This is a genomic window from Pseudomonas nitroreducens, assembly GCF_024170165.1.
Lineage (GTDB): Bacteria > Pseudomonadota > Gammaproteobacteria > Pseudomonadales > Pseudomonadaceae > Pseudomonas > Pseudomonas nitroreducens_C.
The window spans coordinates 57,083-75,789 of sequence record NZ_JALJXP010000001.1 but is presented as its reverse complement, the minus strand read 5'-3'; the positions used below and the strand labels follow the sequence as shown (position 1 = coordinate 75,789).

Genomic DNA, 18,707 nt, shown 5'->3' with positions numbered 1-18,707 from the left:
CCCTGTGAACCTTTTGCAGCACATTGCCCAGTCGCGTCATCTGCTCCGCAAGTCGGAGCTCAAGGTTGCCGATCACGTGATGCAGGACCCTGCATCGGTCATGCACAGCTCCATGGCCGACCTCGCCCATAGCGTGGGCGTCAGCGAGCCGACCATCGTGCGCTTCTGCCGCGCCATCGGTTGCAGCGGCTTCCAGGACCTCAAGCTGAAGCTGGCGCAGAGCCTGGCCGCCGGCGCCAGCTTCGGCCAGTTCTCGATCAACGAGAGCGACTCGGTGGCGGACTTCAGCCTGAAGATCTTCGACACCACCCTGCACTCGCTGATGGAAGTGCGCGAGAACCTCGACACCCACGCCCTGGAGCGCGCCATCGCGGCCATCGCCCATGCCCAGCGCGTCGAGTTCTACGGCTTCGGCGCCTCCGGCGCGGTGGCGGCGGACGCCCAGCACAAGTTCTTCCGCCTGCTGCTGTCGGCGGCGGCCTACTCCGACCCGCACATGCAGGCCATGTCGGCGGTGACCCTGAAGCCCTCGGACGTGGCGATCTGCATCTCCCAGTCCGGCCGCTCCAAGGACCTGCTGGTGACCGCCAACCTGGTGCGCGAGGCCGGCGCCACGCTGATCACCCTGTGCCCCAGCCAGACCCCGCTGGCGGACCTGGCTACGGTGAACCTGGCGGTGGACGTGCACGAAGACACCGATATCTACACCCCGCTGACCTCGCGTATCGCCCACCTGGTGGTGATCGACGTACTGGCGATGGGCGTGGCCATGGCCCGTGGCCCGGACCTGGTGAATCACCTCAAGAGCGTGAAGCGCAGCCTGCGCAGCCTGCGCCTGTCGCCGAAGGTGGTGAAGAACCACGAGGAGCGCCCGGAAGAGGCGTCCTGACCCGTCCCTGACGGTGCCGCCGACCGCCCGTCGGCGTCACCGGCGCTTCACCACCACGTCGTCAAACGGTCATCCGTCGTCAGCATGCTGGCGTCTCCAGCCCTTAGGCCTTGGGAGATGCGAGATGCCCCGCCATATCGACGACACCCAGCTCCAAGTGGATAGCAAGACCCGCCGCAAGCTCGAAGACCAGCGCCGCATGCAGTTCCGTCGCGCCATCGAGGACCGCGTGGAGGCCCAGCGCCTCGCCCTCGAAACCTCCGATTACCCCGATCTGATCGCCGCCGCCTACCTCACTTCGGCGAAGCAGGGCCGGCGAAGCGCTCGGCCAGCTGGCTGATCAGCGCCCGCTCTTCACGGATGAAGGCGACGAACGCCTGGGCCACCGGGCTCAGGCGCTTGCCGCGGGCGTGTACCAGACACCAGCTGCGGTAGAGCGGCAGCTCTTCCACCGGCAGTTCGTGCAGCAGCCCTGACTGCAATTCGCGGCTCACCGCGTGGCGCGGCAGCAGCGCCAGTCCCAGTCCCGCCAGCACCCCTTCGCGTGACCCTTCCAGCGAGGCGAACTCCAGCGTCTGCGGGAAGTGCGCGCGCTTCTGCTGGAAATGTTCCTCGCAGGCCTTGCGCGTGCCCGAGCCGGGCTCGCGGATCAGCAGTGGGTAGGGCTCCAGGTCCTTCAGCGACAGCTTCGCGGCGTTGCACAGCGGGTGGTCCGGCGGTGCCACGGCGACAATCGGGTTGTTCAGGAAGGGCAGGAATTCCAGCGCCATGTCCTGAGGCACCAGGGACATGATCACCAGGTCGTCGCGGTTGTCCGACAGGCGCTTGATCACCTGGGCGCGGTTGACCACCGTGAGGTTCAGGCTGACGTCCGGGTGCTGCGCGTGGAAGGCGGCGAACAGGTGCGGGGTGATGTACTTGGCGCTGGATTCCACCGCCAGGCGCAGCTGGCCCTGCAGCGAGCCCTTGAGGTCGGAGAGGTTCATGTCCAGCACTTCCAGGCGCTGGAAGATGTCGGTGGTGGCGCGCAGCAGGGCGTCGGCGGCATCGGTCTGGTAGAGCTTCTTGCCGATGTACTCGAACAGGGGCTGGCCGACCAGTTCTTCCAGCTGGCGGATCTGCAGGCTGACGGCCGGCTGGGTGAGGGCCATTTCCTCCGCGGCGCGGCTGTAGGAACGGCTTTCGCACACCGCACGGAAAACCTGCAGTTGGCGAAGGGTCATACGCATCAATGACTTACGCATAGAACACGGCCTGATCGCGACATTTCCGCTCAACTATAAAGCATTCTTTATGGCTACCCCAATAATTATTGATTTTGGTTAATCCTCCCTCCCGCGCTAGGGTAAAAACACGCCGGAACCCGCTCCGGCCCAGCAATAGCCACAAGAGAAGCCAGCTGCCGTCAGCGGCGCTGCCGATGGGTTTTTACGCCGGGGTCCAAAAGGCCCGGGCCGAGGGAAAGCCGCAGTGATCAAGAAAATCCTGATCGCCAACCGTGGGGAGATCGCTGTCCGGATCGTGCGCGCCTGCGCCGAGATGGGCATCCGTTCGGTGGCCGTCTATTCCGATGCCGACCGTCACGCCCTGCACGTCAAGCGCGCCGACGAAGCCCACAGCCTGGGCGCCGATCCGCTGGCGGGTTACCTGAACCCCCGCGCCCTGGTGAACCTGGCCGTGGAAACCGGCTGCGACGCTCTCCACCCGGGCTACGGCTTCCTCTCCGAGAACGCCGAGCTGGCCGATATCTGCGCCGAGCGCGGGATCAAGTTCATCGGCCCGTCGGCGGAAGTCATCCGCCGCATGGGCGACAAGACCGAAGCGCGCCGCAGCATGATCGCCGCCGGCGTGCCCTGCACCCCCGGCACCGAGGGCAACGTCGCCGACCTGGCCGAAGCGCTGTCCGAAGCCGAGCGCATCGGCTACCCGGTGATGCTCAAGGCCACTTCCGGCGGTGGCGGCCGCGGCATCCGTCGCTGCAACAGCCGCGAAGAGCTGGAGCAGAACTTCCCGCGGGTGATCTCCGAGGCCACCAAGGCCTTCGGCAGCGCGGAAGTCTTCCTCGAGAAGTGCATCGTCAACCCCAAGCACATCGAAGCGCAGATTCTCGCCGACTCCTTCGGCAACACCGTGCACCTGTTCGAGCGCGACTGCTCGATCCAGCGCCGCAACCAGAAACTCATCGAGATCGCCCCCAGCCCGCAGCTCACCCCCGAGCAGCGCGCCTACATCGGTGACCTCTCCGTGCGCGCGGCCAAGGCCGTGGGCTACGAGAACGCCGGCACCGTGGAGTTCCTGCTCGCCGATGGCGAGGTGTACTTCATGGAGATGAATACCCGCGTGCAGGTGGAACACACCATCACCGAGGAAATCACCGGCATCGACATCGTCCGCGAGCAGATCCGCGTGGCGTCCGGCCTGCCGCTCTCGGTCAAGCAGGAAGACATCATCCACCGTGGCTTCGCGCTGCAGTTCCGGATCAACGCCGAAGACCCGAAGAACAACTTCCTGCCGTCCTTCGGCAAGATCACACGCTACTACGCCCCCGGCGGCCCCGGCGTGCGCACCGACACGGCGATCTACACCGGCTACACCATCCCGCCGTACTACGACTCGATGTGCCTGAAGCTGGTGGTCTGGGCGCTGACCTGGGAAGAGGCGCTGGACCGTGGCCTGCGCGCGCTGGACGACATGCGCGTGCAGGGCGTGAAGACCACCGCCGCCTACTACCAGGAAATCCTCAAGAACCCGGAATTCCGTAACGGCCAGTTCAACACCAGCTTCGTCGAAAGCCACCCGGAACTGACCCAGTACTCCATCAAGCGCACCCCGTCGCACCTGGCCATCGCCATCGCTACCGCCATTGCCGCCCACGCTGGCCTGTGAGGAATTCGTTCATGACCGTTTCCAAGAAAGTCACCGTCACCGATACCATCCTGCGCGACGCTCACCAGTCGCTGCTGGCGACCCGGATGCGCACCGAAGACATGCTGCCGATCTGCGACAAGCTCGACCAGGTCGGCTACTGGTCGCTGGAAGTCTGGGGCGGCGCCACCTTCGACGCCTGCGTGCGCTTCCTCAAGGAAGACCCGTGGGAGCGCCTGCGCAAGCTCAAGGCCGCGCTGCCCAACACCCGCCTGCAGATGCTCCTGCGCGGGCAGAACCTGCTCGGCTACCGCCACTACAGCGATGACGTGGTCCGTGCCTTCGTCGCCAAGGCGGCGGTCAACGGCATCGACGTGTTCCGCATCTTCGACGCGATGAACGACGTGCGTAACCTGCGCGTCTCCATCGAAGCGGTGAAGGCCGCCGGCAAGCACGCCCAGGGCACCATCGCCTACACCACCAGCCCGGTGCACACCATCGACGCCTTCGTCGCCCAGGGCAGAGCCATGGCCGACATGGGCGTGGACTCGATCGCCATCAAGGACATGGCCGGCCTGCTGACCCCCTACGCCACCGGCGAGCTGGTCAAGGCGCTGAAGGATGCGCTGCCGCTGGACGTGGTGGTGCACTCCCACGACACCGCCGGCGTCGCCAGCATGTGCCAGCTGAAAGCTGTGGAAAACGGCGCCGACCGCATCGACACCGCCATCTCCAGCATGGCCTGGGGCACCAGCCACCCGGGCACCGAATCCATGGTTGCCGCCCTGCGCGACACCCCGTTCGACACCGGCCTGGACCTGGAGCTGATCCAGGAAATCGGCATGTACTTCCACGCCGTGCGCAAGAAGTACCACCAGTTCGAGAGCGAGTTCACCGGCGTGGATACCCGCGTGCAGGTCAACCAGGTACCGGGCGGGATGATTTCCAACCTGGCCAACCAGCTCAAGGAGCAGGGCGCGCTGAACCGCATGGCCGAAGTGCTCGCGGAAATCCCCAAGGTGCGTGAAGACCTCGGCTTCCCGCCCCTGGTCACCCCGACCTCGCAGATCGTCGGCACCCAGGCGTTCTTCAACGTGCTGGCCGGCGAGCGCTACAAGACCATCACCAACGAGGTGAAGCTCTACCTGCAGGGCCGCTACGGCAAGGCGCCGGGCAAGATCAACGAAGCGCTGCGCCGCCAGGCCATCGGCAACGAGGAAGTCATCGACGTGCGCCCGGCCGACCTGCTCAAGCCGGAGCTGAACAAGCTGCGCGAAGAGATCGGCAGCCTGGCCAAGTCCGAAGAAGACGTGCTGACCTTCGCCATGTTCCCGGACATCGGCCGCAAGTTCCTCGAAGAGCGTGCCGCCGGCACCCTGAAGCCCGAAGAGCTGCTGCCGATCCCCAACGGCAAGGGCGTCGCCGCTGCCGGCGGTGAGGGCGTACCGACCGAGTTCGTGGTCGACGTGCACGGCGAAAGCTACCGCGTGGACATCACCGGCGTCGGCGTGAAGACCGACGGCAAGCGCCACTTCTACCTGTCGGTGGATGGCATGCCCGAAGAAGTGGTGTTCGAGCCGCTCAACGAGTTCATCGGCGGCGGCGGCAACAAGCGCAAGCAGGCCAGCGAGCCGGGCCACGTCAGCACCACCATGCCGGGCAACATCGTCGATGTGCTGGTCAAGGAAGGCGACAGCGTGAAGGCCGGCCAGGCCGTGCTGATCACCGAAGCGATGAAGATGGAGACCGAAGTGCAGGCGGGCATCGCCGGCACCGTGAAAGCCATCCACGTAGCCAAGGGCGACCGGGTCAACCCCGGTGAGATCCTGGTTGAAATTGAAGGCTGACCAAGGACAGACGGGTCTTTAAGGTTCAGTCCCACGGGGGAGCACGATGCTCCCCCTTTTTTTGTCCGCAGGATTTGCCGCTTTGCTTGATCTGCGTCGGAAACTTCCTTCAGAAACCCACTAGCGTCGACGCTGGGAAAACTGACCAGGGTATGGCGATGGGAAGAGTCGTTCTGTTGTGGATGCTGTTGTGCGCCAGTGCGCAGGCATCGGAGATGATGGATCGGCTCGCCGCGCTGGAGCAGGACCCGGCCAAGCGCGAGCAGGCCTATGCCGCCGCGCAGGAGCGCATCCTGCTGTGCAGCAAGTGCCACGGCAAGGATGGCAACAGCAAGCGCGACTATATCCCCAACCTGGCCGGGCAGAACCCGCAGTACCTCTTCGACGCCTTCGAGAAATACGTCGACGGCCAGCGTACCGACTTCGTGATGAACCAGGCGGCCAAGCTGTTGACCCTCAACGAGCGGGTCAACATCGCCTACTACTTCAGCCAGCAGAAGGTCCTGCCACGGGCGGAAACGGCACCGGACAAAGTGCTGGTGGAGCAGGGCGCGCAGCGCTTCGCCACCGTCTGCGTGACCTGCCACGGCGAGAACGCCATGGGGCACGACGGCTTTCCGCGCATCGCCGGACAGCCGCAGGTCTACCTGACCCACGCCCTGCAACGTTACCGCGACAAGGACCCGAGCCGCGCGGACTCGCCGATGCTGGCGGTGGCGGCACTGCTCAATGATGACGACATCACCTCACTGACCGCCTACCTCAGTCAGCTGCAGCCCTGAAAGCAGCCAGCCGCCCGGAGGCGGCTGGCTGCTTTGCCGGGTGGCGGATGCTTACTGCTGCTTGTCGTCGGCCGGAGTGGCTGCTTCGGCGGCCGGCTGGGCCGGAGCAGCGGCTTGTTCGGCCGGGGCAGCCTGTTCCACCGGCTTGGCATCCGGCTGAACCGCAGGCTTGGCGTCCTGCTGGGTGGCCGCTGCGGGGACGGCAGTCTTCGAGGCTTGCTCTTCTTGCTTGTCGCAGGCAGCGAGAACGGCACAGGCGGCGATCAGGAGGCAAAGCTTTTTCATGGGAGTGCTCACTCTAAAAGGTTGGGGCGGATGCCGGTCGCTGACCGGGGCAGCAAGCTTTGCTGTCGGCGCCCGATGAGGCCATGTGTCGATCTCCGAGACGGGGCGGGAAATTTCCGAATTTCTCGTCTTAACCTCCGCCAATGAAAAAGCCCGGCGGATGCCGGGCTTTTTCAGCGTTCGCTCCGGATCAGAACGCCATTTGCCACTGGGCGATCAGCGCGTGGTTCTGCGCGTTGCTGCCCATCTGCCCGCTGTAGCCCAGGCCGATGGTGTTGCGCGCCGACACGCCGACATCGAAACCGACATCCAGCAGCAGGCTGTTGCGGTCCAGCGCGGTGCCCTGGACGCTGAAGGCGTCGCCGCCGGCGATGAAGGACTGGCGGGTCTCGCTGTCGATGTCGCCGAAGGTGTGGCGCCAGCCCAGGCCCAGGCGCGGGGTGAAGCTCATGCCGTTGCTCAGGGTGTCGAGGCGTGCGATGCGCAGGCCGAGGGTGCTGCTCAGGTTGTCCTGGTCCTGGGAGTCGACGTGCAGCGCGGCGGCGCCGCCTTTCTCGTCGTAGGAATCGCGCTCGTAGCGCTGGTAGTCCAGGCGTGCGTAGGGTTCGGCGCTCAGGCGACCGCTGCCCATGGCGTAGCCGGTCTCGGCGAAGGCCTGCCAGCTGTCGGCGTCGTAGTCGCCCTTCGGACGATCACTGAAGCCGTCGAACTCGACCCGGCGTTTGCTCTCGCCGTCGTGGCTGCTGTAGGCCGCGCCCAGGCGCACGGCCAGCGGGCCGCTCTGGTGCAGTGCGTAGGCGCCCAGGTGCCAGCTGTCGATGTCGCCGGAGACGCCACCGCTGCCGTCCAGGTCGGTGTGCGAGTAGCCGCCGAGCACGCCCAGGCGCCAGTCCGGGGTTATTGCCCAGTCGGCGCCGAGCAGGGTGCCGCCGGTGTTCTGTTGCAGGTCGCCACTGCCGTCGTGCTCGTCGAGCTTGCCGTGGCTGCCGATACCCTGAATCCACAGGCGGCCGGTGGCGTTCGGGTCGTTCAGGTTGCGCGCTTCGCTGGGCACGCCGGTGGCGGCGAGCATCGGTGTATCGCTGCGCTCGGTGGCGGCCAGCAGGCTGCTGCTGCCCAGCTGGCGCACCGCATTGAGCATGGCGCTGCCGACCTGCTGGCTGCCGGCGATGGTCGCCGCCGCGAGGCTGGCGTTGCTGGCGCCGGCCAGTTGCTCCAGGGCCGCCGTGGCGTTGCCCGCGTCGCTGGTGATCAGCGCGTTGTACAGCGCGCCGCCGTTCTGGCTCTGCAGGGCGGAGGCGGCGTTGCGGCCGTTGCCGCTGCTGGCCAGGTCGCCGAACTGCACGTCGTTGCGGGTCAGTTGCAGGTCGACGCTGTTGGCGCTGTAGCTCAGGGTCGGGGTGAGGAAGGCGAAGTTGCTCTTCACGTCGGCGAACTGGCCGCTGACACCGCCGGTGGAGCTGATCACCTGCACGCTGCTCTGCCACGGCCAGTTGCCGCTGCCGGCCTGCACCGCCAGGTGCGAGCCAGCGATGCTGGTGCTGCCGTCCACCTGCACAGTGGCGTGGGCGCCGCTGGGCTCCACGCCGAAGACCAGGGTCGAGCCGCTCTGCAGGTTCAGGTCGCCAGCCACATGGGCGGCGCCGCTAGCCGGCGAGGCAATGAGGGTGCCGGCGACGTTCAGCCCGCCAACGCTGCCGCTGCCCGAGTAGGTCGCGCCCTGGTCAATCTGCAGGGTGCCGAGCAGGCTGCCGGTGTTGTTCAGGCTGGCGCCGCTGAAGACTTCACCGCCTTCGCTGAAATCGTCGGTGCTGGAGAGTGTCCAACTGCCCTGTTTCACGTCCAGCCATTCGAAGTTGGCGCTGTTGCCGAAGCTGCCGCCAGCGGCATCGTCGAGGGTCACGCTATCGCGGCCGCTGCCGCCGTCCACCAGGCCTTCGAAGCGGCTGCCGGAGAGCAGTAGCAGGCTGTCGTTGCCGCCGCCCATTTCCAGGGCCACGCCGTTGCCGCCGTGGATCAGACCGTCGTTGATCACGGTGTCGTCGAGGTCGCCGGACAGAGTCACGCCGGAGAGCTTCTCGCCGGAAATAGTGCCGTGGTTCTCCAGGTAGGTGGAGCTGAAGCCGCTGTTGCCGTTGCCGTCGTCGACCAGGATGCCGCGGTCGACGCTGCGGATCACCGCGCCGGCGTAGTTGATGATGGTGCCGCCACCCATGGCGATGCCTTCGCTGCCGTTGGGCGAGCCGTCTTTCTCGCCGGCAGCGCCGAGGCCTTCGATGATGCCGTGGTTCTCGATGTGGCCGGTGTAGTCGATGTCCACGCCATCGCCGTCGCCGTTCTCCACCAGGCCGTTGTAGGCGCCGCTGATGCGACCGTAGTTGATCACCGTGCCGTCGCCATCGGAGCCGAAGCCCGAGCCGTTGCGGCCGATGATCACGCCATCGGCGTAGTTGATCAGGGTGGCGCCGACATCGGTGGTGATGCCGTGGCGGCCGCCGCTGATCAGGCCGTGGTTTTCCACGTAGCCGCCCGAAGCGCCCTGGAAGTCGATGCCGTCGTTCTTGGTGTCGGCGGTGATCATGTCCGAGCTGCTGATCTCGCCGTAGTTGGTGATCGTCGCATTGCCGCCGGGACGAATGCCGTCGTTGCCATCGCTGTGGATGACGCCGCTGGCGCGGTTGATGAGGGTGACGGTCGCGGCGCTCTGCAGCTTGTCGAAGTCCAGCGCCTGGCCGGTGGCCGAATAGATGCTGCCGGCGTTGTCGACCAGCACGTTGCCGGCGCTGAACGGGTTGTTCATGCGGATGGCGTCGTCGTAGCCGAGGATGCGCCCGCCTTCGCGGTTGATGATCTGGTAGAAGCGCGTGGTGCTGTCGCTGCCGGAAGTGTCGAACACACGGCCGGTGGTGGACTGCATCAGGCCGCTGTTGTCGATGACCACGCCGGTGCCGGTGGCTGCGCCCTTGAGGTCCACGCTCTTGCCGCTGGTGACCAGGCTGCCGGTGCTGGTAACGGTCAGGGTGTCCTGGTTGGCCAGGGTCCGGCTGCCAGTCTGCGCGTCGCTGATGATGGGCGACACCGGAACGGCAGCGGCGGTTTCAGCGGCGAGGCTCGCCAGCACCAGGGCGATGCTCAGCGCGAGCGGGGAGGGCTTGTGCAGCATGGCGTGGCGTCCTTTTTCTTATCGAAGAGGCCGCCTTTTATAGCGATGGATTATGAATGTTCTGTAACGGTGCTGGCGCATTGCCGCTCTTTGCCAACGGGGTCGCCGGGCAGGAAAGGGAGAAACCTTATATACTCTGCGGTCTTTTTACCGCTTTCATTGTGAGAATCGCCGTGAGCCAGCTGCCGCCCTGCCCCCAATGCAACTCCGAATACACCTACGAGGACGGCACCCAGCTGGTCTGCCCCGAGTGCGCCCACGAGTGGTCCGCTGACGGCTCGGGCGAGGCCGACGGCGATGCCCGCGTGATCAAGGACGCGGTCGGCAACCTGCTGCAGGACGGCGACACCGTCAGCGTGATCAAGGACCTCAAGGTCAAGGGCTCGTCCCTGGTGGTGAAGGTCGGCACCAAGGTGAAGAACATCCGCCTGGTGGACGGCGACCACGACATCGACTGCAAGATCGACGGCATCGGCGCGATGAAGCTGAAGTCGGAGTTCGTGAAGAAGGTCTGAGCCTTCTCAGCGCTAACAAAAAGCCCGGCCATGTGCCGGGCTTTTTCATCTTTGTTTCCTTCGCCCCCAATCAGCGACCTCTTCGAGCAGCATCTGCAGGGACTCTCGGTAGTCAGCGTTGGCCGCAGACGATCTGTCCGCGAGCTTCTGCAACTCGGGCTGGTACTCCGGCTCGGACAGCATTTCCACCAGTTCGACATTCCAGTACAGGTTTGCCTCCAGTGCCGAGGGCAAAAGTTCCAGCACACGTATGTCCCGGCGCTTTGCCAGACCGGCGAGGGCTTCCCCACGTATTTCGTCGACTTGGTCTGAGTAGCCGAGCCAGAGCGCTTCGCGCACTTCCGGGGTATCCAGATCCCACAGTGAGCCCAGGCCGAACATCGCCCAATTGCGGACGTCGTCGTCTGCATCCTTCGCCAGCGCCAGCATGGTCGGTATGGCTTTGACGTCCTGATTCTTCCCCAGCCCGAATGTCGCTGCAAAGCGCAGCTCACAATCAGGATCGGATGCCAGTTCGATCAGCCGGCTCAGGCACTTCGGACATTCGCGATGACCTGCGGCGAATGCTGCGGCAGCGACAACCCCACTGTGTGGATCAGCGAGAGCGGCCTGGATCAGCTCGCGGGCGATGTCCTGCGCATACTCCCGATGATCCGGAAATTGCAGCTGGCAGATTACATTCACTGCCAAGGCCCGCTTGCGCCAGTTCTTCGAGGCGAATAGGCGCTGGCAGCGTCGGACAGTTTCCTCTTCGGGACGAAAGCGAAGAGCAAAGATAGCGTCCCAGGAAGACGTGCTGTCCCGTTGCTGTAGCGCCATACCAACCAGGCTCTTGCTAGTCAGGTTCTGGTGTCTTGGCACAGTGATCATCCCTGATGCCATCTCGGCGATTACTCCTTGTAGTAAACCACCTGATTGCTGGTCGCCAGCAGCGCGCCGGACTGGCTCCACAGCTGGGCGCTCTGGTCGAAGAAGCCGTTGCGGAATTCCTGGGCGCGGGCGTCGCCCAGCAGGTAGCCCGCGCCGACTTCGGCCATCTGCGCGGCGTCGGTGTGGAAGTAGGTGGTGATCGACACGGTGCCGGCCGGCACCGGGGTGGCGCGGCGCAGCCAGATGCGCGGGTAGAAGATGTCGCTCATCGCCGCCAGGGACAGGAAGTCCAGCGGGCGGTCCTGGGCGTCGCGCAGCCAGAGCTGGCTGCGGCTGGTCTCGCCGCTGCCGTCCCATTGGGTGGGGAAGGCGCCGGAGACCGGGCGCATCTCGTACTGCCTGGGCCAGGCCACGCCCTTGGCGGCGGGGCTCATCGGTTCGAAATCGCTGGGCGGGGCGAGGTCCGGCGCGGGGAGGTCGGTCAGGCTCCAGGTCTCGCGACGCAGCGCGGTAACCAGGGTGGCGGTGGTGGTGACCTGCTGCTCGCCGGCTTCATCGGCCTGGGTCAGTTGCAGCAGCCAGTGCTGGGTGCTGCGGTTGGTGCGCACCGGCACGGCTTCGACCTGGAAGGCGCCGGCGACGACCGCCGCGGCGTAGTTCACCGTCAGCGACACCGGGCTGCCGAGCAGCTGCGGATGGCGCAGCGCGCCCTGCAGCAGGACCGCGGCGGTGACGCCGCCGAAGGGGCCGACCATGTTCCAGTAGTCCTGGCTGGTGTGGCCTTCGTAGAGGTTGGGCTGGCCGGCCACGGGTTGCAGGGCCACGGCGCGGTCGAACGGATGCAGGGCGGTATCAGTCATGACTCTCTCGGCGCTTTTTGTTCTGGGGAGAGGGTCTTGTAGGGGAAAGCGCCGAGTCGGGTCAAGGATACCGAGCGGTCAGGGCGTGACCTCGAACCGGAGCGTACCGATGACTTGCCCGGCTTCCGTGAGCACCTGCACCTGCCAGTCGCCGCTGGGGTCGGTGGGGAAGTTCTGCTTGTGCGTCCAGGCGCGGTAGCCGGCTTCGCGGCCGCCCTTGATGTCGAGGGCGATGCGGTCGACTTCCTGGCCGTTCAGCCGCCAGGCGTGGTAGATGCGCTCGTTCAGCCCGCGCGGAGCGTTGATCGCGGTGTAGGCGTAGAGGCCCTGACTCTTGATCTGCGCGACGCTGACCGTCTCCAGGCTGTCGCCGGGGGTGCGCTGGGCGTTGTCGAAGCTCTCGGTCACCGCCATCTCGGTCATCCACAGGGTCGACGGCGGCACCCAGGCGCGAGCGAACCAGCCCACTGCGCCGATGGACAGGGTCAGGCCGACGAGGGCGAACCAGCGCCACCATTTGTGGATCTTCACCGTCACCGCCAGGCTCGGGAAGGACAGCAGCACGGCGATGCCCAGCGCCGCCTGGTAGCTCTGCGGGGTGCTCAGGTGGAGGATGATCGGCAGCGCGGTGAGCAGCACCGCGAACAGCGTCAGGGTGTGGTAGCCGAGGAAGGTCCAGCGCCGCACCGACAGCCACTTGTAGTAGACCGGGTCGGTGATCGCCGCCAGCCCGGCCAGCGCCAGCACGCCGGTGAACAGGGCCTGGCCGCTGTTCCAGGTAGTGGTGACGAAGAAGAACGGCAGGCAGAAGAACAGGCTTTCCTGGTGGATCAGCTGGGTCGCGTAGCGCAGCAGGCCCGGTGGCACTTCCCAGCCGAAACGGCGTTTGAAGCGGTCGGTGAGCAGGTTCTCCAGCATCAGCCAGATCCAGCTGACCAGCATGACGATGGCCATGGCGCGGGCGAAGCCGGCGCGGTGGCGGTCCACCATGATGAAACTGAAGACGCCGGAGCAGAAGCCGAACAGGGCGATGACGCGCGGGTAGCGTTGCAGCAGGCCGAGGACGAGGGTGATGAGGCGCTGCACGCGCTCTTTCCAGATGAGCATGGGTGGGGAGGCATTGCGAATTGGGGGCGAGATTGTAACCCCGGATGTCGGCGCGGGGCACGGGGAGTGACGGGAGGGGGTTGGGTGCTTGGGCATGGACCCTCTCCCCAGCCCTCTCCCTGAAGGGAGAGGGAGCCGTACTCTGCATCAAGTAATTCTGGAGTCAGCCGGCGAGCGCTGATCTTTCAGCGTACGCCGAACAGTCCCCTCTCCCTTCAGGGAGAGGGAGAGGGAGAACACCGCGCCGAAGCTTGTTCGCGAGCAAGCTCGCTCCTACGAAAAGCGAAAAGCGAAAAGCGAAAAGCGAAAAGCGAAAAGCGAAAAGCGAAAAGCAGCCTCAGTGCTTCCCGCTCAACTCCTCCCGCGCATAGTCGACGAACAGCTGCGCCGGCTTGGTCAGCTGGGCGCGCTTGAGCCAGGCGGCGACCAGGCCGGAGGCGCTGACGTCCTCGGCGATGTTCACCATCACTACCTTCTTGCCGTCGTAGGTGCATTCGGAGTGCGGGCGGGTCACCAGCACCGAGAAGCCGAAGCCCTGGCCGACCATGCCGCGCACCATCTCGATCGACGGCGAGCTGAAGGCGATGTGCGGGTTCAGCCCCAGTTCCTCGAAGATGCGCACGAAGTAGGTGCGGCTGGGCTGCACGTCCAGCAGAATCATCGGTTCCAGCACCAGGTCGCGCAGGGAGACCTTGTCCTGCTTGGCGAAGCGGTGGTTCTCCGGCAGCAGCGCATAGGGGCGCTGGGCCGGCATCAGCGGGTCGGTGGCGATGGTGGCGTCGAGGTCGTGCTCGTAGAGCAGTGCCAGGTCGAAGCGGCCGCCGGTCAGGCCCTGCACCAGTTCCTGCTGCTCGCCGTCGCTGATGCGGATTTCCACGCCGGGGTAACGCTCGCGGAAGCCCGAGATCAGGCGCGGCAGGTAGAGCGGGGCGACGGTCTCGAAGCAACCGATGTCGATCTGCCCGGCCACCACGTCGTTGTCGGCGAGGGCGTTCTGCTCGAATTCGTGGGCCATGCGCAGCAGTTCCTGCGCCTTGCGGTAGAAGCGCGCGCCGCTGGGGGTGAGCGACACGCCCTGGGCGTGGTGGCGGATGAACAGCTGCACGCCGAAGCTCTCTTCCAGCCCCTTGATCGCCGTGGAAATGGACGGCTGCGCGATGTACAGCTTGCGCGACGCCTCGGCCACGCTGCCGCATTCCACGGTGGTCACGAAATACTTCAATTGCCGCAAGGTATAGGAAGCCACTGCACGCCTCGTTGATGCTTTTTTATACAAGATACCGCGTCGGGCTGGCCGGCGGGGGCGGCCCATGGCGAAGATTTTCCTCGCCGGGGACCACATTTTTCATGGCCTTGGCCGCCTGCTGCGACCCTCCGGGCGCGGGCATACTCCAGCGCAGCGGGTGAAAACGCCCTGCAAATCCCGTACACGCAGCCTGGAGTAAAGCTCATGCGCATGGCCCTTTGGCAAACCTGCGGCCGCCCCGGCGATGTCGCCGGCAACCTCGACCAGCTGGAGCGCCAGGCCGGGGCCGCCGCCGCTGCCGGCGCGCAACTGCTGCTTTGCCCGGAACTTTGGCTGGGCGGCTACAACGTGCCGCAACGGATGAACGCGCTGGCCGAAGCCGCGGACGGCCCGTCTGCCCAGCACATCGGCGAGCTGGCGCAGCGCTTCGGGCTGGCCATCGCCTACGGCTACGCCGAGCGCCATCCGCAGGGCGGCAAGCCGTACAACTCGGTGCAGGTGATCGGCCCGTGCGGCAGCGCCCTGGGCCACTACCGCAAGGCGCACCTGTTCGGTGCCATGGAGCGCGAGGTGTTCAGCGCCGGCGACCTGCTGGAAGCGCCGTTCGACTATGCCGGCTGGCGCATCGGCCTGCTGATCTGCTTCGACGTGGAGTATCCCGAGGCGGTGCGCACCCACGCGCTGAACGGCGCCGGGCTGGTCCTCATTCCCACCGCGCTGACGCCCGAGTACGGCGCGGTGCCTGGGGTGATAGTCCCGGCTCGGGCGGTGGAGAACCAGCTGTTCGTCGCCTACTGCAACCACTGTGGCGTGGAGGACGGGCTGGCCTTCCTCGGCGGTTCCTGCATCGTCGCGCCGGATGGCGAGCGCCTGGTTGCCGCCGGGCCCGCGGAGAGCCTGCTGATCGTCGATCTGGACCCGCAGCAGCGCGCCCGCCAGGCCGGCACTTTCCCCTACCTGCCGTGCCGTCGCCCCGAGCTTTACGAGGCGCTGACCCGCTGAATACGGGCCCTGCAGCGGTGCGCAGACGCGCACCGTGGTGGTGCGCAATGCTCCGGGCCGGTGCGTGGCTGCCCAGCTTTTTCATATACCCCGAAGACAAATTTAATAATTTTCCTTGGCAAGGCCTTGGGCGACCATCCAATCCACATTCGAACAACAACGTCCCTCGAGGGCGAGCGAAGCAGGAGTGCCCTGGTGTACGAGCTCAACGATTGGCGGCAGCGTGCTGCCCGGCAGACCTTCATCGACAGCGCGCTGATCGGCGGCCGCCGCGTGGCGGCGCAGGATGGCGCGACCTTCGCGGCCATCGACCCGGCGACCAATCGCCTGCTGGCCAATGTCGCCGCCTGTGGTGCAGCCGAAGTCGACGCCGCCGTGCGGGTCGCCCGCCAGGCCTTCGAGACCGGCCCCTGGGCACGCATGGCGCCGCGTGAGCGCAAGGCCGTGCTGCAGAAACTCGCCGAGCTGATGATGGCCCACCGCGACGAGCTGGCCCTGCTCGACACCCTGAACATGGGCAAGCCGGTGATGGACGCCTGGAACATCGACGTGCCCGGCGCCGCTGGCGTGTTCTCCTGGTACGCCGAAAGCCTCGACAAGCTCTACGACCAGGTCGCGCCGACCGCGCAGAACGCCCTGGCCACCATCACCCGCGCGCCGCTGGGCGTGATCGGCGCCGTGGTGCCGTGGAACTTCCCCCTCGACATGGCTGCCTGGAAGCTGGCGCCCGCGCTGGCCGCCGGCAACTCCGTGGTGCTCAAGCCCGCCGAGCAGTCGCCGTTCTCCGCCCTGCGCCTGGCCGAGCTGGCGCTGGAAGCCGGCATCCCCGAAGGCGTGCTGAATGTCGTGCCGGGCCTGGGCGAAACCGCCGGCAAGGCGCTGGGCCTGCACCCGGACGTGGATGCCCTGGTGTTCACCGGTTCGACCCAGGTCGGCAAGTACTTCATGCAGTATTCCGCGCAATCCAACCTCAAGCAGGTCTGGCTGGAGTGCGGCGGCAAGAGTCCGAACCTGGTGTTCGCCGACTGCCGCGACCTCGACCTCGCCGCCGAGAAGGCCGCCTTCGGCATCTTCTTCAACCAGGGCGAAGTCTGCTCGGCCAACTCGCGCCTGCTGGTGGAGCGTTCGATCCACGACGAGTTCGTCGAACGCCTGATCGCCAAGGCCCGCGACTGGACCCCGGGCGACCCGCTGGACCCGGCCAGCCGCGCCGGCTCCATCGTCGACAACAAGCAGACCGCCGGCATCATGGCCTGCATCGACCGCGCCCAGGGCGACGGCGCCAAGCTCGCCTGCGGCGGCCGCCAGCTGAGCTTCAACGGCTCGGACAACTTCATCGAGCCGACCATCTTCACCGGCGTGCGCCCGGAGCAATCCCTGGCCCGCGACGAAGTGTTCGGCCCGGTGCTTGCAGTCATCCCCTTCGACAGCGAAGAAGAAGCCGTGCGCCTGGCCAACGACAGCATCTACGGCCTCGCCGCTTCCCTGTGGAGCGACGACCTGCACCGCGCCCACCGTGTAGCGCGCAAGCTGAACGCCGGCACCGTGTCGGTGAACACCGTGGACGCGCTGGACCCGGCGATTCCGTTCGGTGGTGGCAAGCAGTCCGGCTTCGGCCGCGACCTCTCGCTGCACTCCTTTGACAAGTACACGCAGCTCAAGACCACCTGGTTCCAGCTGCGCGACTGAATGAAAGACAGGCCGCCGGGGTCGCGCCCGGCGCCTGAGCAACACCCGAATTCCTAACCGAACCGTTCGAGACGGCCGGTGAGACTGCCTAGGTAAGTCCGTCGCCCTCGATCCCCTGAAGACCCCTCAGGCCGGCTGCCGGAGCACCGCCGAGGGATAGAGGAGAAAGTCGATGACCGACAACACCCGTGCGCCCCGCGACACCCGCGAATACCAGAAAGCGGACGCGGCCCACCACATCCATGCCTTCCTCGACCAGAAGGCGCTGAACGCCGAAGGCCCGCGCGTGATGGTGCGCGGCGAAGGCCTGCACCTCTGGGACAACGACGGCAACAAGTACATCGACGGCATGTCCGGCCTGTGGTGCACCAACCTGGGCTACGGCCGCAAGGATCTGACCGCCGCCGCCACCGCCCAGCTGGACGAACTGCCGTACTACAACATGTTCTTCCACACCACCCACCCGGCGGTGATCGAACTCTCCGAGACCCTCTTCAGCCTGCTGCCCGACCACTACAGCCACGCGATCTACACCAACTCCGGCTCCGAGGCCAACGAGGTGCTGATCCGTACCGTGCGCCGTTTCTGGCAGATCGAAGGCAAGCCGCAGAAGAAGATCATGATCGGCCGCTGGAACGGCTACCACGGCTCCACCCTGGCGGCCACCGCGCTGGGCGGCATGAAGTTCATGCACGAGATGGGCGGCCTGATCCCGGACATCGCGCACATCGACGAACCCTACTTCTTCGCCGCCGGCGGTGACCTGACCCCGGCCGAGTTCGGCCGTCGCTGCGCGCTGCAGCTGGAAGAGAAGATCCTCGAGCTGGGCGCCGACAACGTCGCCGGCTTCATCGCCGAACCCTTCCAGGGCGCCGGCGGCATGATCTTCCCGCCGGAAAGCTACTGGCCGGAAATCCAGCGCATCTGCCGTCAGTACGACGTGCTGCTGTGCGCCGACGAAGTGATCGGCGGCTTCGGCCGCACTGGCGAATGGTTCGCCCACCAGCACTTCGGCTTCCAGCCTGACACCCTATCCATCGCCAAGGGCCTGACCAGCGGCTACATCCCCATGGGCGGCCTGGTGCTGAGCAAGCGCATCGCCCAGGCGCTGGTGGAAGAGGGCGGTGTGTTCGCCCACGGCCTGACCTACTCCGGCCACCCGGTGGCGGCAGCGGTAGCCGTGGCCAACCTGCGCGCGCTGCGTGACGAGGGCTGGGTGAATGCGGTGAAGAACGACACCGGCCCGTACCTGCAGCAGTGCCTGCGCGAGGTCTTCGGCAACCACCCGCTGGTGGGCGATATCCAGGGCACCGGCTTCGTCGCCGCGCTGCAGTTCGTCCAGGACAAGGCCACCCGCAAGCGCTTCGACAACGAGAACGACATCGCCTGGCGCTGCCGCACCATCGGCTTCGAGGAGGGCGTGATCATCCGTTCCACCCTCGGCCGCATGATCATGGCCCCGGCGCTGGTCGCCGGCCGTGCCGAGATCGACGAGCTGGTCGACAAGACCCGCCGCGCGGTCGACCGCACGGCCCAGGAAATCGGCGTGCTGTAAGCCGCCGGAGCCACCTGTAGGGCGCATAACGC

At 66.2% G+C, this 18,707-nt stretch carries 16 protein-coding genes; 9 read left to right on the top strand and 7 right to left on the bottom strand.

The window, feature by feature from the left end; all coding sequences use genetic code 11:
• Positions 1-4 precede the first annotated feature (4 nt).
• Positions 5-889: a transcriptional regulator HexR gene (hexR, locus tag J2T47_RS00325; RefSeq protein WP_138213612.1), complete on the top strand. Its 885-nt coding sequence runs from the start codon at positions 5-7 to the stop codon at positions 887-889.
• A 124-nt stretch (positions 890-1,013) separates the two neighbouring features.
• Positions 1,014-1,229: a PA3496 family putative envelope integrity protein gene (locus tag J2T47_RS00320; protein ID WP_253441439.1), complete on the top strand. Its 216-nt coding sequence runs from the start codon at positions 1,014-1,016 to the stop codon at positions 1,227-1,229.
• Here the strand turns inward: J2T47_RS00320 and J2T47_RS00315 are convergent.
• Positions 1,183-2,118, bottom strand: coding sequence for a LysR family transcriptional regulator (locus J2T47_RS00315; protein ID WP_253441437.1), 936 nt, complete (start codon positions 2,116-2,118; stop codon positions 1,183-1,185). The genes J2T47_RS00320 and J2T47_RS00315 overlap by 47 nt on opposite strands.
• Before the next feature lie 241 nt (positions 2,119-2,359).
• Here J2T47_RS00315 and J2T47_RS00310 point away from each other — a divergent pair, with 241 nt between their 5' ends.
• From J2T47_RS00310 to J2T47_RS00300, 3 genes are all read left to right on the top strand, one after another.
• Positions 2,360-3,775, top strand: a complete 1,416-nt coding sequence (locus J2T47_RS00310; protein WP_024766119.1) for an acetyl-CoA carboxylase biotin carboxylase subunit — start codon at positions 2,360-2,362, stop codon at positions 3,773-3,775.
• A gap of 11 nt (positions 3,776-3,786) precedes the next feature.
• Positions 3,787-5,601 carry a sodium-extruding oxaloacetate decarboxylase subunit alpha gene (oadA, locus tag J2T47_RS00305; RefSeq protein ID WP_253441435.1) on the top strand — a complete coding sequence of 605 codons (1,815 nt, stop codon included), beginning with the start codon at positions 3,787-3,789 and terminating at the stop codon, positions 5,599-5,601.
• Between the two features lie 215 nt (positions 5,602-5,816).
• Positions 5,817-6,383 carry a c-type cytochrome gene (locus tag J2T47_RS00300; protein WP_367399493.1) on the top strand — a complete coding sequence of 189 codons (567 nt, stop codon included), beginning with the start codon at positions 5,817-5,819 and terminating at the stop codon, positions 6,381-6,383.
• A gap of 51 nt (positions 6,384-6,434) precedes the next feature.
• Here J2T47_RS00300 and J2T47_RS00295 read toward each other — a convergent pair whose 3' ends face one another.
• Together J2T47_RS00295 and J2T47_RS00290 are read right to left on the bottom strand one after the other, a co-directional pair.
• Complete coding sequence (locus J2T47_RS00295) at positions 6,435-6,668, bottom strand: hypothetical protein (protein ID WP_253441433.1); 234 nt, start codon at positions 6,666-6,668, stop codon at positions 6,435-6,437.
• Between the two features lie 190 nt (positions 6,669-6,858).
• On the bottom strand, positions 6,859-9,831 hold the full coding sequence (locus J2T47_RS00290; protein ID WP_253441430.1) for an autotransporter outer membrane beta-barrel domain-containing protein: 2,973 nt from the start codon (positions 9,829-9,831) through the stop codon (positions 6,859-6,861).
• A 173-nt stretch (positions 9,832-10,004) separates the two neighbouring features.
• Between J2T47_RS00290 and J2T47_RS00285 the strand changes: the two genes are divergently transcribed.
• Positions 10,005-10,346, top strand: a complete 342-nt coding sequence (locus J2T47_RS00285) for a zinc ribbon domain-containing protein YjdM (protein ID WP_253441428.1) — start codon at positions 10,005-10,007, stop codon at positions 10,344-10,346.
• A gap of 45 nt (positions 10,347-10,391) precedes the next feature.
• On the opposite strand, the gene J2T47_RS00280 is transcribed toward J2T47_RS00285, so the two are convergent.
• From J2T47_RS00280 to J2T47_RS00265, 4 genes are all read right to left on the bottom strand, one after another.
• On the bottom strand, positions 10,392-11,216 hold the full coding sequence (locus tag J2T47_RS00280) for a HEAT repeat domain-containing protein (protein ID WP_253441427.1): 825 nt from the start codon (positions 11,214-11,216) through the stop codon (positions 10,392-10,394).
• A gap of 20 nt (positions 11,217-11,236) precedes the next feature.
• Positions 11,237-12,076, bottom strand: coding sequence for an acyl-CoA thioesterase (locus tag J2T47_RS00275; RefSeq protein ID WP_253441425.1), 840 nt, complete (start codon positions 12,074-12,076; stop codon positions 11,237-11,239).
• 78 nt (positions 12,077-12,154) lie between these two features.
• Positions 12,155-13,183, bottom strand: coding sequence for a DUF5924 family protein (locus J2T47_RS00270; RefSeq protein WP_253441423.1), 1,029 nt, complete (start codon positions 13,181-13,183; stop codon positions 12,155-12,157).
• Between the two features lie 337 nt (positions 13,184-13,520).
• Positions 13,521-14,429, bottom strand: a complete 909-nt coding sequence (locus J2T47_RS00265; protein WP_184595080.1) for a LysR substrate-binding domain-containing protein — start codon at positions 14,427-14,429, stop codon at positions 13,521-13,523.
• Positions 14,430-14,633: 204 nt separating this feature from the next.
• Between J2T47_RS00265 and J2T47_RS00260 the strand changes: the two genes are divergently transcribed.
• The 3 genes from J2T47_RS00260 (at position 14,634) to J2T47_RS00250 (ending at position 18,675) form a co-directional block, all read left to right on the top strand.
• Positions 14,634-15,431: a carbon-nitrogen hydrolase family protein gene (locus J2T47_RS00260; RefSeq protein ID WP_253441422.1), complete on the top strand. Its 798-nt coding sequence runs from the start codon at positions 14,634-14,636 to the stop codon at positions 15,429-15,431.
• A gap of 195 nt (positions 15,432-15,626) precedes the next feature.
• Complete coding sequence (locus J2T47_RS00255) at positions 15,627-17,120, top strand: aldehyde dehydrogenase (RefSeq protein WP_253441420.1); 1,494 nt, start codon at positions 15,627-15,629, stop codon at positions 17,118-17,120.
• 172 nt (positions 17,121-17,292) lie between these two features.
• Positions 17,293-18,675, top strand: a complete 1,383-nt coding sequence (locus tag J2T47_RS00250) for an aspartate aminotransferase family protein (RefSeq protein ID WP_253441418.1) — start codon at positions 17,293-17,295, stop codon at positions 18,673-18,675.
• Positions 18,676-18,707 lie beyond the last annotated feature (32 nt).